Origin of the sequence: Paractinoplanes deccanensis (assembly GCF_016862115.1) — a bacterium.
In the GTDB taxonomy this organism is placed as follows: domain Bacteria; phylum Actinomycetota; class Actinomycetes; order Mycobacteriales; family Micromonosporaceae; genus Actinoplanes; species Actinoplanes deccanensis.
The window spans coordinates 55,492-69,820 of sequence record NZ_BOMI01000156.1; the positions used below are offsets into that span (position 1 = coordinate 55,492).

A 14,329-nucleotide genomic window follows, 5' to 3' on the forward strand; every position below is an offset into this window, starting at 1 on the left:
CGTCAGCGGAGCGTGAGCTGCCGGCCGATCAGGCCCTGCTTGGCACGGCGGGCGTCGGCGTCGAGCGGGCCGGTCTCGGCCAGGATGTCGGCGTAGCGCTTCGCGAAGTCGGCGAGCGGCGCCTCCCAGTCGGCGCCCTCCGGCTCGCCCGGGATGTCCCAGACGGGCACGAGCAGGCCGTGCGCCCGGAACATGCCGGCGAACTTCGTGTTCTCGCCGAGCAGCAGGTCGCCGGCGGCCGAGAGGCGGGCCAGCGCGTCGAGCGCCTTGTCCTCGGGCTCGGGCAGGACCCAGCGCACGTGCCCCTTGTCGGGGGCGACCCGGCACCAGTACGCCGCGTGGGCGCTCTGCATGCGCACGGTCGGGTAGATCGAGGCGTTCGCCCGTTCGAGCGAGGCCTTCACGTTCGGGTCGTCCGCCTGCTCGGCGTCGAGCCAGTATTCGAAGCCGTCGTGCATGGTGATGTCGAGCGGGGCGTCGACCAGCACGTCCTGCAGGCGCGGGCCCTCGCCCGGCAGCGCGGGCACCGACACCGTGTCGCCGGGCTCGGTGCGCAGCGCGCTCAGGATGGCCACCGCGAGGTCGCGCGAGACGTCACCGGACTGCACGTGCCGCTGGAGGCCGATGAAGACCCGGCCGTCCTGGCGCGTCATGGCCGGCCACGCCATCGGCAGGACCGTCGAGAGGGTGACCGGGCGGTCGCCGTACTCCTCGATGATCTCGGGCTTGAGGGTCAGCGGCGCGGACGCGGCCGGGACGAGCTCGCGAAGCGCGATCCACTCCGGCTCGTCGGCCATGCCCTCGAACGGCCGGGCGACGAAGATGTCCCGCACCTTCTCGCGTTTCGGTGCGGACTGGCGTTGGTTGCGACGCTTGCTCACGGCGACACAGCCTAGGCGCTGAAGCGCTCCGTGTCTTTTCAGGCTCGCGGGAGCCTTACCTCGGCGGTGGTGCCGCCGCCCTCGCGCGGGCGCAGCGAGACCCACCCGTGCTGGCGCTCCACGAGCCTGCGCACCAGGTAGAGGCCGAGGCCGGCGCCGGGGTGGTGCTGCCGGTCGCCGGTGTCGCCCTGCCAGTAGCGCTCGAAGGCCCGCTCGACGTGCTCGGGCCGGATGCCCACGCCCCGGTCGGAGACGCGGAAGCGCAGCGTCTCCTCGTCGGCCCCGGCGCAGAGCTCGATCAGCGAGTCGGGCGGCGAGTACTTGCCCGCGTTCGTGGTCAGCTCGGTGAGGATGGTGGCGATCGAGTCGCGCTCGCCGTACGCCTTGGGCAGCTCGGCCGGGAGGTTGCCGAGCAGCATGCGCCGGCGCAGGTCGGCCGGCAGCTCGTCGACCGCGTGGCGCAGCGTCTCGGGCAGGTCGAACGGGCCGGCGGGCGCGCCGCCGATCTCGCCGTCGGCGCTGGCCGCCGAGAGCAGGCGGTCGACCAGGCGGGCCAGCTCGCCGGCGCGCGTGCCGATGACCCGGACGGCCTCCTGGCGCCCGTCCTCGCCGAGCGAGTCCCAGTGGTTGGTGAGCGTGTCCGCGTAGCCCTTGATGACCGTGACCGGGGTGCGCAGCTCGTGGCTCGTGACGGCGACCCAGAGGTCGCGGTCGTCCTGCCGGGAGGTGCTGTGCACCGGCAGGCCGGCGCGGGCCGCGTAGAGCCGTCCCACGTGCGCCGCGAGCAGCTCGAGCACCGCGTGGTGCTCGGGGCCGGGCTCGCCGTCGCCGTCGCCGAAGTAGACGTGCAGCGAGCCGACGATCGCGTCGTCGGTGCCCTCGCAGCGGGCGCCGAGCATGCGGCGCAGGTCGCCGCCCTCGACGTGCTTGGCGAACTCGTCGTTGAGCGAGTCGAGCGGGATGAGCAGGCTGCGGCGGCCGCGCAGCCGCGAGTCGGCGCGGTCGACCCGGCGGCCGATCGCGGGGGTGCAGGCGCCGGTGGCGGCGATGATCCGGCCGTGGTCGGGGGCGTATTCGGCGAAGCCGGCGCCGCGGCCGCCGAGCGCCTCCTGTGCCAGCCGGACGACCTGTTGCAGCACGGGGAGCCCCGTCTCACCGGCGTTGATCCGGTCGAGGATGGCGATCTGACCGCGGGTCAGCGCGCTGTAGTCGGGACGGTCCGGCATGCTTGCGAGTTTGCCTCGCTTCCCCGTTTTTGGGCAGGCCCGGAGAGTGTCGTGCGTCACATTTTGGCGAGCCGGTCGAGAACGAAGCGCGGCCGGTCGGTGATGACCCCGTCCACCTCGTGCTTCAGCACGAGATCGAGGTCCGCCTCGTCGTTGACGGTCCAGACGTACGCCTCGTGCCCGGCGGCCCGGATCGCGGGGATCAGACCTGGTCGCGAGCGCACCAGCGCCACCCCGGGGCCGGCGATGCGGGCACCGAAGGGCAGCCGGCCCCGCGACACGCCGACGCCCGGCGGCAGGATCTCGACCAGATAGACCGTGGGGATCGCCGGCGCCTGCGCGCGGATCCGGCGCAGCGCGAGGGCGGCGAACGACATGACGGTCACCCGTACGGGGTCGTCCGGCCGTGGCTCGGCGAGCCCGTGCCGGCGCAGCGCCCGCACGACGCGGCGCTCGACCTCCGCGCCGTACCGCGATGGGTGTTTGGTCTCGATGAGCAGCCGGACCTGCCGGCCCGAGCCGCGCACGGCCTCGAGCAGCCGGTCGAGGGTGAGCAGCCGGGTGAGGTCGGGCAGCGGCTCCTCGTCGACCGGGTAGCCGGGATGCCACGACCCGAAGTCGAGGGAGTCGAGCTCGGCCAGGGTCTTGGTGCTGACCCGGCCGCGCCCGTTGCTGGTGCGGTCGAGCCGGCGGTCGTGCACGCAGACGAGGTGGCCGTCGCGGGTCAGCCGCACGTCGCATTCGAGGCCGTCCACGCCGTCCTCGAGCGCCTGGAGGTAGGCGCCGAGGGTGTGCTCGGGAAGCTCGTCCCCGCCACCCCCTCGGTGCGCGAAGACGAGTGGACGGTGCTCGCTCACAGGACTCGGGCCGGCTCCCCGTTCTCGCTGACGACCTGGCGGCCCGAGGCCTCCCAGGACTTCATGCCGCCGTCGAGATTGCGTACGTTGTCCCAGCCGTTGCCCATCAGGTAGGACACGACCTGGCCGGAGCGGCCGCCGGACCGGCACACCACCACGACCTCGACATCGGTGGGCACGTCGGCGACCCGGGCGGGGATCTCCATCATCGGGACGTGGTGGGCGCCGGGCGCGTGGCCCGCCGCCCACTCGTCGGGCTCGCGAACATCGAGCAGGTAGGCGCCGTCCTCGACCTCGGCGGCGGTCACACTGGGCACTTGTGGTCCGAACACGGCATCAAGCGTACGGGGGTCAGCCGCCGGAGGTGTTGCTCGACCCCTTCTTGAGGTTCGCCGACATCCACGGCCCCAGCTCGTCGGCCGCCACCGCCTTGTAGAGCGCCAGCGCCTTCTCCCGGTCGGAGACCACCACGGACTGCCCGTTGATGGTGTCGCTGCCCTTGTTGGGACTGGTGATGAAGGTGAGGTTGTCGCCACGGACGCCGCGCAGCTCGGAGGCCATGTCGGTGAGCGAGAAGTCGTTGTCGACGGTGACCGCGGCCGTGACCGACTTGAGGAAGTCGTTGAGCTTGCCGGGGTTGGTGATCGTGCCCGAGCTGGTCGCCTTGGCCATCAGCGCCTTGAGGAACTCCTGCTGGTGCTGCATGCGGGCGAAGTCGCCGCGGGCGAACTGCTTGCGCTGGCGCACCCAGTCGAGGGCCTGCTCGCCGTTCATGTGCATCATGCCCTTTTTGAAGACCCGATGCGGCTTGTGGATCGACGTGATCGTCTGCTCCACGTAGAGGTCGACGCCGCCGAGCGCGTCGGTGACCTCCTTGAAGCCGCCGAAGTCGATCGCCATGACGTGATCGATCTTCACGTCGGTCATGCACTCGACGGTGTGCACGGCGCGGGGCAGGCCACCGAAGGCGAACGCCGCGTTGATCTTGGCGCGACTGCCGTCGGAGCACTCGGCGTCGTTGCTCTTGGGGATGGTCACCCACAGGTCGCGGGGGATCGAGATGAGCTGGGCGCTCTTGTGGTCCTCCGGGACGTGCATGAGGATCAGCGTGTCCGCCCGCCACTTGCCGGCGCCGTCGTCCTTGGCGTCCGGGTCACGGGAGTCGGAGCCCACCAGCAGGATGTTCTGCGCGCCCTCGATCGCCTTGGCCGGGCGGTCCGCGGAGAGGCCGGAGAAGGCGTCGGTGCGCTTGAGGTCGTTGTCGAGGCCGCGGGCGTACCCGTAGAGCGAGATGCCGGCGATGACCGCGATGATCAAGACGGCGAGGCCGGCAAGCAGCGCGATGCGGCCCCAGCGGGGACGCGGCCGGCGCCCGCGGTAGGAGGTGCCGCCGCCGGTGGGCGGGCGGCCGCCGCTGCCACCGGTGCTGCCGCGCGGGGGCCAGTCCTCTCCCGGTCCGGACGGACGCGACGGACGTGCCGATGCCCGGCCCGCGGGCGGAACTGAGGCTCTTCCCGACTGATTGCCGTACGGAGAGGTGGGAGCAGACATGAAACCTAGGTTACGGACACCGCGCCCGTACGCCCGCTCTTAGCGGGTGACGCGGCACGAAGGGGGGAGAGAAGGCCCCTCCCCCCTTGATCTTTGCGCAGGTCAGTGAGCGCCGTGCCCGGTCAGCGACCGGACCTCGAGCTCGGCGTACTTGTCGGCGTCCGACTCCTTCGAGATGACCGTGCCGATCCAGCCGGCCAGGAAGCCCGCCGGGATCGAGATGAGGCCCGGGTTGGAGAGCGGGAAGAAGTGCCAGTCGTTGTCGGGGAACATGGCCGTCGGCGAGCCGGAGACGACCGGCGAGAAGAAGACCAGGCCCACCGCCACGATCAGGCCGCCGTAGATCGACCACATCGCGCCGGCGGTGTTGAACCGCTTCCAGAACAGGCTGTAGAGGATCGCCGGCAGGTTCGCCGAGGCGGCCACCGCGAACGCCAGCGCCACCAGGAACGCCACGTTCAGGCTCTGCGCGAAGATCGACAGCGCGATCGCGACCGCGCCGATGACCAGGGCGGAGATGCGGGCGACGCGCACCTCGTCCCGCTCGGAGGCGTTGCCGCGCCGGATCACGTTGGCGTAGAAGTCGTGCGCGACGCTCGACGACGACGCCAGCGTGAGCCCGGCGACCACGGCGAGGATCGTGGCGAAGGCGACCGCCGCGATCACCGCCAGCAGGATCGCGCCGCCGGTCTCGCCGCCCAGGTAGTCGATGCCGAGCGCCTGGGCGAGCTGTGGGGCGGCCGTGTTGCCCGCCTTGTCCTGTGCGGTGATCGCCTGCCCGCCCACCAGGGCCGCCGCGCCGAAGCCGAGGGCCAGGGTGAACAGGTAGAAGGTGCCGATGATGCCGATCGCCCAGAGCACGCTCTTGCGGGCGATCCGGCTGGTCGGCACGGTGTAGAACCGGGTGAGGATGTGCGGCAGGCCGGCCGTGCCGAGCACCAGCGCGATGCCCAGCGAGAGCAGGTCCATCTTGCTGTAGAAGGTGGCCGACGCGCTGGCCGACTCCACGCCGTAGCGCAGGCCCGGCTCGAGGAAGGCGTCACCCTTGCCGGACTGCTGGGCGGCGTCGCCGAGCAGCTCGGACAGGTTGAACTTGTAGTGCGCGAGCACCAGCAGCGTCATGATCAGCGCGCCGGTCATCAGCATGAACGCCTTGACGATCTGGACGTACGTGGTGCCCTTCATGCCGCCGACCACCACGTAGACGATCATCAGCGCGCCGACCAGGATGATCGTGGCCACCTTGGCGGTGTCCGCGTCCATGCCGAGGAAGGTCGTGTCGGCCTTGATGCCCAGCAGCAGCGAGACGAGCGCGCCGGCGCCGACCATCTGGGCGATCAGGTAGAAGATGGACACCACGATCGTGGAGACGCTCGCCGCCGTGCGGACCGGGCGCTGGCGCATGCGGAACGCCAGCACGTCGGCCATCGTGTAGCGGCCGGAGTTGCGCAGGTACTCGGCGACCAGCAGCAGCGCGACGAGCCAGGCGACCAGGAAGCCGATCGAGTAGAGGAAGCCGTCGTAGCCGTAGAGCGCGATCAGGCCGGCGATGCCCAGGAAGGACGCGGCCGACATGTAGTCGCCGCCGATCGCCATGCCGTTCTGGAAGCCGGAGAACTGCCGGCCACCGGCGTAGAAGTCGGTGGCGGTCTTGGTCTGGCGGCTCGCCCAGATCGTGATGCCTAGGGTGATGGCCACGAAGACCAGGAAGAGCGTGATGGTCAGCCCGCGGGACGTGGAGGTGGAGACCTCGGCGGCGAGGAGGTGGGGTTCCATCAGGCGTCGGTCCCCTTCTTGTCGCCGCTCTCGATCTCGTTGTAGATCTGCTCGGCCAGCGGGTCGATCTTGCGGGCCGCGTAGCGCGAGTAGTACCAGGCGATCAGGAACGTCGAGACGAACTGGAGCAGGCCGAAGACCAGCGCCACGTTGATGTTCCCGACGAGCTTGGTGCTCATGAAACCGCGGGCATACGCGGAGAGCAGGACGTACAGGGCGTACCAGAGGAAGAACGCGGCCGTCATCGGAAAGACGAAGCTGCGGACGATATGGCGCAGCCGGCCGAATTCCTCGGACTGCTGCACGGCCACGTACCGCTCGGCTGAGGTCGAGGGCACTTCGGTAGTCACCGGGTTTCACCACCTTCGGTGGGGCGGACTTTCCGGCAACGTACGGAGATATGAGGCCCGTCACCGGCGCCCGGTCGGCTGTTGCGCCGAGTGGCCGTCTGACTGCGCCGAGCGGGTCACAGCTCGCGGTATCGGCCTCGATAGTGGATCAGCGGCGCGGCCTGCGCGTCGACGGTGATCACTTCGATCACGGCCTCGACCAGCAGCGCCCATCCGCAGGGGCGCTCCGATTCGAGCCGGCAGCCGGCCCACGTGCCGTGGCCGGCGGGCACCGGGCCGTACTCGGTCTCGGTCCACTCGCCGGAGGCGAACAGCCCGCCGGCGGCCGGCATCAGCCCGGCGAAGCGGTCGGCGAGCTGGCGGTCGGCGGGCGTCAGCGGGATCACCGCGAACCGGCGGGCGGTCTCGACCGCGTCCCAGAAGTCGCTCTCGTCGTCGATCAGGCCGAGGATGCGGCCCGGCTCGCCGTCGGCCACCAGGGTCGACGAGACGGTCAGCCCGGCCGGGCCGGCCGTCGTCCAGAGCGTGACCGGCGAGGCCAGCCGGCCGCGCAGCCGGCGGACCGGCGACTTCTCCTCGTCGGGGGTGGCGAAGGGATCGGTCGAGTGAATCGTCACGCGCACCATTCTGGCTTTGATTGCAGAAGGTGCACGCCTCTATCCGCCAACATTGATCAAGAACTATGTTCGGATGGGAGGGAGGCCGCCCGTGCATCAGCAGGTGCAGCTGCACCCGGGAGTGGTGCTGCACGTGGGCGCGGACGCGAGTGTGCAGTTCGAGGGCTCGCGGGCGCTCACCTTCCGGCTGATCCGGGTCGACCCGCGCCGCACCTACGACGGCTGGCTGTGGCTCGAGGGCTACGTGCTCGGCCCGACCGGGGCGGCGCTGCAACGCCGCCGCATCTTCGTGCGCCGCGACGGTCTCCGCCCCGCTCGCTGAAGCCTGGGAAGTTGCTGGGAGTACCGTGTCCCCATTCCTGGGGAGGCGCGGATGGACGAGGCGTTGCCGCGGCCCGGCGACGTCCTTTTCGTGGGAGGGGCAGCCAGCGTCCAGTTCCAGGGCGAGCGGGCGCTCACGCTCCGGGTCATCCGGGTCGACCCGCGGCTCACCTACGACGGATGGTTGTGGATCGACGGCTACGTGCTGGGCCCGACCGGCGACGCCGTCGAGCGCCGTGTGATCTTCGTGCGCCGCGACGGCCTGATCAAACGGCGCTGAGCGCGCTGCCTCACCGGCCGGGCGTGACGGCGGCCAGCAGCTCGGGCATGCGCCTGTCCAGCAGGTCGCCGGCCACGCCGGAGCCGATCAGGTAGGCCGCGCAGCCGTACGCGATGCCCGCCGGCAAGCCGAGCCACAGCCAGACGTCGCCCAGGAAGAACGCCACCACCTGCAGCGGCACCGACACCACGACCGTCGCCAGCATCGCGCCGAGGGTGAGCAGCCCCTTCGCCGCGCCGCCGCCGGACGAGAGCGCGAACGGGCTGGTCGTCTCGGGCAGCGCGTAGGCGGCGATCACCGACACCGGCAGCACGACACCGAGCCCCACGCCGTACGCCGCGACGAGCCCGCCGAACTGCGCGGCCAGGCCCTCGGGGCGCCCGCTCACCAGGGCCACCACGATCGCGACGACCATCAGCAGCGGCACCGTGAACAACGCGTGTGCCGCGGCCCGCGAGTGGATCTCGGTGCGGCCGGGCACGCCGGCGGTCATGTTCGCCGCGTACGCGCTTCCCTCGTACCCGAACTGGTTGGCCAGCGCGACAGCGGCCAGCGCGCCCACGAAGCCGCCCATCAGCCCCGGCGACCCGCCGCTCATCGAGACCGACACCGGCAGGAAGAGGCCGACCACGGTGAACGTGATCAGGGCCGCCCGCCGCCGCGTCTCGCGCAGCCAGTAGCGCACCTCGCGGCCCACCAGCGCGCCGAACCGCGTCGCCGGCAGCCGCCGCCCGAACAGCAGCCGCCCCACCAGCCGGTCGACCGGTGACCCGGTCTCGGCCGCCTCGCCGCCGCGCCCGCTCGCCGCCGCGCCGAGCATCGCCCGTTCCAGCGTCGCGCTCCACCACCACAGCAGCCCGGCGATGGCCGCGCCGACGATCAGGAGCTTCACCGGTACGGCCCACGCGCGCCCCGCGGCGACGTCGAGGCCGATCGAGTACGGCGCGCCGAGCGGCGTCCACCCGGCGATCCGCGCGACGGTGCCGAACGCCTCCCAGTCGGCCCGCTCCAGCCCGGCCAGCACGGCCAGCTGCAACGGCCCGAGCAGCGCGGCCACCACGGCGAGCAGCACCACGGCCAGGTCGCGCGACCGCCTCGACCGCAGCCCCGTCGCGAACGCGCTGGTCACCGACCGGCTCACCGCGACACAGAGCAGCAGCCCGGCGACGATGCCGGCGAACTGCACCAGGGCCGCGCCGCCACCACCGAGCTGCGCCGCCGTGCTCACGGTGCCGGCCGTCGCCACCAGCGTGGCCAGGGCCGGCAGGCCGACCAGCGCGGCGGTGAAGAGCCCGGCGATCAGGGTGCGCCGGCGCAGCGGGAAGAGCGCGAAGCGGGCCGGGTCGAGCGACTCGTCGACGCCGAAGAAGACCAGCGGCAGCACGACCCAGCCGAGCACCAGCGCGGAGCCGCCGAGCGGCAGCAGCGTGGCGGCCGCCCGCCCGTCGTCGAGCACCCCGGGGACCGCGAAGATCGCGTAGCCGGCGACCGCGAAGATGCCGGAGACCAGCACCCCGGTGACGAAGAGGGCGATGCGCCCGGGGCGGCCGCGCAGGCCGTTCGCGATGAGCCGTAGTTTGAGCCGGACGAACGGCATCGGGCTCCCGTTCTTCGTGGCCGGCCCTTCGCTGTTCGCGGCCGGCCCTTCGCTGTTCGCGGCCGGCCCTTCGCTGTTCGCGGCCGGCCCTTCGCTGTTCGCGGCCGGGCTCAGAGCCACGCCAGCTCCGAGCCGGTGCCCACGCGGCCGCCGACCACCTGGACGAAGACCTCCTCGAGCGAGCGGTCGCCGCGCACCGCGCCGAGCGTGCCGTGCAGGCGCAGGACGCCGTCGGAGAGGATCGCGACGTGCGAGCAGAGCCGCTCGACGACCTCCATGACGTGGCTCGAGAAGATCACCGTGCCGCCGCCGGCCACGTAGCGCTGGAGGATGTCGCGGATGCGGGCGGCCGACACCGGGTCGACGGCCTCGAACGGCTCGTCGAGCACGAGCAGCCGCGGCGCGTGCAGCAGCGCGCAGGCGAGGCCGATCTTCTTGCGCATGCCGGCGGAGTAGTCGACCACCATCGTGCGGCCCGCCGAGCTGAGCTCGAGCACGTCGAGCAGCTCGCGGGCGCGCTGGTCGACGGTGGCGGCGTCCATCCCGCGCAGCAGGCCGTGATAGGCGAGCAGCTCGGGGCCGGTGAGCCGGTCGAAGAGGCGCACGCCGTCGGGGAGCACACCGAGGCGGGCCTTGGCCGCCGCCGGGTCGGCCCACACGTCGTACCCCTGAAGGAAAGCCTGACCCGCGTCGGGCCGCAGCAGGCCGACGGCCATGGACAGGGTCGTGGTCTTGCCGGCGCCGTTGGGGCCGAGCAGGCCGTAGAAGGAGCCGGCCGGCACGTCGAGGCTGACGCCGGAGACGGCGAGCTTGGTGTCGAAGTGCTTCACCAGACCGCGCAGCGACATCGCGGCCGGCGGTTCTTCCCGATGTCGTTGCGCCGGCACGGTCATGGTCCGAAAGTAGCAGGTCATGACACCCGCAACGACTCCGGTGCGTGCAGCCGGAGCATCGTCGCGCCCACGTCGGAGGGCACCCGCCGGCCGGTCAGCAGGGAGCCGGTGACCATGACGAGAAAGGCCAGCGGCACGGTCCAGGCGGCCGGCTCGCCGATGAACTCGGCGAGCCATCCGTGCAGCGGCGGGCCGAGCACGGTGATCAGCACGGCGGCCATCGAGGCGCCGCCACCGATCAGGATGCCGGCGATCGCGCCCACGTCGGTGAGCCGGCGCCACCAGATGCCGAGCACGAGCAGCGGGCAGAAGCTGGACGCGGCGACCGCGAAGGCGAGCCCGACGACCCGCGACACGTCCATGTTGGAGACATAGAGGGACAGCAGCACGGGTACGACGGCGGCCAGCACCGTGGCGAGGCGGAAGTCGCGCACCGAGCCGCCCCGGCCGGCCCGCAGCACGTCGGTGAAGACCACCCCGGCGACGCTGGTCAGCAGGCCCGACGACGTGGAGAGGAAGGCGGCGAGCGCGCCGGCGGTCACGAGCGCGGCGAGCAGCCGGCCGAGATGACCGCCGCCGAGCGCCGCCTCGGGCAGCAGGAGCACCACCGCGTCGGTGCGGCCGGTCATGAGCAGCTGCGGGGTGTAGATGCGCCCGAGCACGCCGTAGAGGGTGGGCAGCAGATAGAAGAGCCCCACCAGGCCGAGCACGACCAGGGTCGTCCGTCTCGCCGAGGCGCCGTCGGGATTCGTATAGAAACGCACCAGCACGTGGGGTAGCCCCATCGTGCCGAGGAACGTCGCCAGGATCAGCGAGTACGTGGCCCAGAGGGTGCCGTCGCCGCCGGGCAGCAGCCAGTCGGCGTCGAACCGGCTGTCGACGGTGCTGACATCCGGGACGCGTTCGCCCTCCTCGAAGGTCAGCGTTTGTCCTTTTTGCACCTCGACGCCGTTGACCGTCGCGTCCTGCTCCATCACCACCGTCGTCGCGGCCGGGAAGACGGTCGGCGTGACCTGCGGGCGCCCGTCGGACTGCCACTGGAGGATGAGAAAGATGGCCGGGACGGCGAGCGCGGTCAGCTTGAGCCAGTACTGGAAGGCCTGCACAAAGGTGATCGCCCGCATGCCGCCGAGCGCCACGTTCGCGGTCACCACCACCCCGACCAGCAGGGCACCCCAGACGTACGAGCCGCCGGTGACCGTGGTGAACGTCAGCCCGGCGCCCTGAAGCTGGGGCACCAGGTAGAGGCAGCCGATGAAGACGACGAAGACGCTGGCCAGCCGGCGCAACATCGGCGAGCCGAGCCGCACCTCGCAGAAGTCGGGCAGGGTGAACGCGCCCGACCGCCGCAGCGGCGCCGCCACGAAGAGCAGCAGCGCCAGATAGCCCGCGGCGAAACCGACCGGGTACCACAGCACGTCGACGCCGTAGCGCAGCACCAGGCCGGCGACGCCCAGGAAGGAGGCCGCCGACAGGTATTCGCCGCTGATCGCCGCCGCGTTCCAGGCCGGGCTCACCGAGCGGGAGGCGACCAGGAAGTCCGAGGTGGTGCGGGCGAAGCGCAGACCGTACACGCCGATGCCCACGGTCACCAGCACCACGACCACCAGGCCGGGAACGACGTACGGGTTCACCGCTCGGGCCTGCGGATGACCGCCACGAAGTCCTGCTCGTTGCGCTCGGCCCAGCGCACGTAGGCCCAGCCGACGGCGAGCAGGAACGGGAACGACAGCACGCCGAGCAGCAGCCACGGCAGGTGGACGCCGAAGACCTTGAACTCCGCGACGCCGGGCGCGGCCACGAACAGCAGCGGCAGCGCGCCCAGGCCGGTCACCACCACCAGGGCGAGCCGCAGCGCGAGCGCGAGTTGCGCACGCATCAGGCCCTTGACCAGAGCCTCGCCCACGGGTGTCTGCTCCGCGAGGTCGGTGCGTGTCCGGTCGGCAGGGCGGCCGCGGGCCGCGACTTCTCCCAGCACGACCCTCGTACGCGTCGGGGTCTTGTCGTCGGCCATGCCCCGGAGTCTGTCCGCCGCCGACGGGATGTCAAGACCCGCGGGCCCTTGCTGCCTTTCGTGGCTCAGATGAGGGGCAGGGTGACCTGGATGTGGCAGCCGGGCCGGCCCCGATCGGGGTCGACCACGGCAATCGTTCCGCGGTGCATCTGCACCACCCAGCGGGCGATCGCGAGCCCCAGGCCGGTGCCGCCGCCCGCGGCGCGCTCGCCTCGGGTGAACCGTTCGAAGACCCGGTCGCGCTCGGCCGCCGGGATGCCCTCGCCCTCGTCGGCCACCGAGATCAGCAGGTGTTCGCCGCGGCGCTCGGCGCGCACCTGCACGGTGCCGCCGGGCGGGCTGTGCCGGGCCGCGTTGTCGAGCAGGTTGGCGAAGACCTGATGCAGCCGCTGCGGGTCGCCGGGCACGACGATCGGGGACGAGGCGACCTTGAAGAGCACGTCGCGGCCGGCTCCCGCGGCGTTGACCTCTGCCTCGCGTACGACATCGTCGAGGAACGACGGGACCTCGATCGGCTGACGAGCCAGCGGAGCCACGCCGGCGTCCACCCGGGACAGGTCGAGCAGCTCGGTGACCAGGCGGCCGAGGCGCTCGGTCTGTGCCAGGGCGGTCTGCATCATCGCGGGATCGGCCTCGGCGACCCCGTCGACGATGTTCTCCAGCAGGCCCTGGAGGGCCGTGATCGGCGTACGCAACTCGTGCGAGACGTTGGCGATCAGCTCGCGCCGCTGCCGGTCGGCGGCGCCCAGGTCGGCGGCCATCTGGTTGAACGCGACCGCGAGCTCGCCCACCTCGTCGGCGGAGGTCGCGCGTACCCGCCGGTCGTAGTCGCCCTGCGCCATGGCCCGGACCGCTGCGGTCATCTCGCGCAGCGGCGACGTCATGCCGCGCGCCAGGAACTGCACGATCGTCACGCCGATGACCGTGGCCGTGACGCCGGTCCAGATCGGGAACCAGCCCAGCCACAGGTAGAACCAGATGAGCCCGCTGCCGCCGCCGGCCAGCAGCACCATGATGATCTTCATCTTGATCGACCGCACCGGATCGAGCGGCCGGGGCAGCCTCATCGCTCGACCTCCAGCGCATAGCCGACCCCGTGCACCGTACGGATGAGGTCGGAACCCAGCTTGCGGCGCAGGCCCTTGATGTGGCTGTCGACCGTGCGGGTGCCGGAGGCGTCGGCCCAGCCCCACACGTCGGCGAGCAGGCGCTCGCGGGGCAGGACCGTGCGCGGGTGCGCGGCGAGGTGAGCGAGCAGGTCGAACTCCGTCGGGGTCAGATGGGCCTCGACCCCGGCCCGCGTCACCCGCCGCTCGGCCTGATTGATCTCGAGGTCGCCGAGCTTGATCGCGGACGGCTTCTTCGCCGTCGTCGACATGTCGGCCTTGGCGGCGCGGCGCAGCAGCGCGTGCACCCGGGCGGAGAGCTCGCGCATCGAGAACGGCTTGACCATGTAGTCGTCGGCGCCGACCGCGAGGCCCACCAGCAGGTCGGTCTCGTCGTCGCGGGCGGTCAGCATGAGGATCGGCACCGGGCGCTCGGCCTGGATGCGGCGGCACACCTCGAGGCCGTCGAAGCCGGGGAGCATCACGTCGAGGACGATCGCGTCGGGTGGCGTACGCCGCGCGGCCTCCACCGCGGCGGGCCCGTCGCCGGCCACCTCGACCGTGAAGCCCTCGGCCCGCAGCCTGGCCGCGACCGCGTCGGCGATCGTCCGCTCGTCCTCGACGACCAGCACCCGTCGCTGCGTCTCCACGACCCGAGCCTCCTCTGTTTCCCTCCGGCCGGTGCGCCCCCGTGGCTCACCGGCCGTCGGCGGTCAGCCTATTGATCACCCGTGCGGACGAGGCGGCGAGTTTGTGAACGACCTGTGGAGATCGGGCCGTCACCCGTTGAGGGTATCCGCGGACATTTTCCCTAGCCGGGACGTTTCAACTGACAAAACACATCAAACCGGCCAAGGGGA

16 protein-coding genes are annotated in these 14,329 nt (G+C 71.8%); 2 read left to right on the top strand and 14 right to left on the bottom strand.

Going from position 1 to position 14,329, the window contains the following annotated elements; genetic code table 11:
• Positions 1-2 precede the first annotated feature (2 nt).
• The 8 genes from Ade02nite_RS38395 to Ade02nite_RS38430 all read right to left on the bottom strand — a co-directional run bounded on the left by Ade02nite_RS38395 (position 3) and on the right by Ade02nite_RS38430 (position 7,267).
• Complete coding sequence (locus tag Ade02nite_RS38395; protein WP_203774639.1) at positions 3-881, bottom strand: DUF5926 family protein; 879 nt, start codon at positions 879-881, stop codon at positions 3-5.
• A 38-nt stretch (positions 882-919) separates the two neighbouring features.
• Positions 920-2,107 carry a sensor histidine kinase gene (locus Ade02nite_RS38400; RefSeq protein WP_203774641.1) on the bottom strand — a complete coding sequence of 396 codons (1,188 nt, stop codon included), beginning with the start codon at positions 2,105-2,107 and terminating at the stop codon, positions 920-922.
• Positions 2,108-2,163: 56 nt separating this feature from the next.
• Positions 2,164-2,964, bottom strand: coding sequence for a glycerophosphodiester phosphodiesterase (locus Ade02nite_RS38405; RefSeq protein ID WP_203774643.1), 801 nt, complete (start codon positions 2,962-2,964; stop codon positions 2,164-2,166).
• Entirely contained in the window at positions 2,961-3,296 is a 336-nt protein-coding gene (locus tag Ade02nite_RS38410) for a rhodanese-like domain-containing protein (RefSeq protein WP_203774645.1), read from the bottom strand. Before Ade02nite_RS38410 ends, Ade02nite_RS38405 begins: the two co-directional genes overlap by 4 nt.
• A gap of 19 nt (positions 3,297-3,315) precedes the next feature.
• On the bottom strand, positions 3,316-4,515 hold the full coding sequence (locus tag Ade02nite_RS38415) for an LCP family protein (protein WP_203774647.1): 1,200 nt from the start codon (positions 4,513-4,515) through the stop codon (positions 3,316-3,318).
• Positions 4,516-4,617: 102 nt separating this feature from the next.
• Positions 4,618-6,291: a monocarboxylic acid transporter gene (locus tag Ade02nite_RS38420; RefSeq protein WP_203774649.1), complete on the bottom strand. Its 1,674-nt coding sequence runs from the start codon at positions 6,289-6,291 to the stop codon at positions 4,618-4,620.
• Positions 6,291-6,641, bottom strand: coding sequence for a DUF485 domain-containing protein (locus Ade02nite_RS38425; protein WP_203774652.1), 351 nt, complete (start codon positions 6,639-6,641; stop codon positions 6,291-6,293). Before Ade02nite_RS38425 ends, Ade02nite_RS38420 begins: the two co-directional genes overlap by 1 nt.
• 116 nt (positions 6,642-6,757) lie before the next feature.
• Positions 6,758-7,267: a flavin reductase family protein gene (locus Ade02nite_RS38430; protein WP_203774654.1), complete on the bottom strand. Its 510-nt coding sequence runs from the start codon at positions 7,265-7,267 to the stop codon at positions 6,758-6,760.
• Positions 7,268-7,349: 82 nt separating this feature from the next.
• Here Ade02nite_RS38430 and Ade02nite_RS38435 point away from each other — a divergent pair, with 82 nt between their 5' ends.
• Both Ade02nite_RS38435 and Ade02nite_RS38440 read left to right on the top strand, forming a co-directional pair.
• Positions 7,350-7,580 carry a hypothetical protein gene (locus Ade02nite_RS38435; RefSeq protein ID WP_239169351.1) on the top strand — a complete coding sequence of 77 codons (231 nt, stop codon included), beginning with the start codon at positions 7,350-7,352 and terminating at the stop codon, positions 7,578-7,580.
• A 51-nt stretch (positions 7,581-7,631) separates the two neighbouring features.
• Complete coding sequence (locus tag Ade02nite_RS38440; RefSeq protein WP_203774658.1) at positions 7,632-7,859, top strand: hypothetical protein; 228 nt, start codon at positions 7,632-7,634, stop codon at positions 7,857-7,859.
• A 10-nt stretch (positions 7,860-7,869) separates the two neighbouring features.
• On the opposite strand, the gene Ade02nite_RS38445 is transcribed toward Ade02nite_RS38440, so the two are convergent.
• From Ade02nite_RS38445 to Ade02nite_RS38470, 6 genes are all read right to left on the bottom strand, one after another.
• Positions 7,870-9,456, bottom strand: coding sequence for an ABC transporter permease (locus tag Ade02nite_RS38445; protein ID WP_203774778.1), 1,587 nt, complete (start codon positions 9,454-9,456; stop codon positions 7,870-7,872).
• Positions 9,457-9,566: 110 nt separating this feature from the next.
• Complete coding sequence (locus tag Ade02nite_RS38450; RefSeq protein WP_203774660.1) at positions 9,567-10,349, bottom strand: ABC transporter ATP-binding protein; 783 nt, start codon at positions 10,347-10,349, stop codon at positions 9,567-9,569.
• A gap of 17 nt (positions 10,350-10,366) precedes the next feature.
• Positions 10,367-11,983: a sodium/solute symporter gene (locus tag Ade02nite_RS38455; RefSeq protein WP_203774662.1), complete on the bottom strand. Its 1,617-nt coding sequence runs from the start codon at positions 11,981-11,983 to the stop codon at positions 10,367-10,369.
• Positions 11,980-12,363 carry a DUF485 domain-containing protein gene (locus Ade02nite_RS38460; protein WP_203774664.1) on the bottom strand — a complete coding sequence of 128 codons (384 nt, stop codon included), beginning with the start codon at positions 12,361-12,363 and terminating at the stop codon, positions 11,980-11,982. The genes Ade02nite_RS38455 and Ade02nite_RS38460 overlap by 4 nt, the downstream gene beginning before the upstream one ends.
• A 65-nt stretch (positions 12,364-12,428) precedes the next feature.
• Entirely contained in the window at positions 12,429-13,430 is a 1,002-nt protein-coding gene (locus Ade02nite_RS38465) for a HAMP domain-containing sensor histidine kinase (RefSeq protein ID WP_203774674.1), read from the bottom strand.
• Entirely contained in the window at positions 13,427-14,119 is a 693-nt protein-coding gene (locus tag Ade02nite_RS38470; protein ID WP_203774676.1) for a response regulator transcription factor, read from the bottom strand. The genes Ade02nite_RS38465 and Ade02nite_RS38470 overlap by 4 nt, the downstream gene beginning before the upstream one ends.
• Positions 14,120-14,329 lie beyond the last annotated feature (210 nt).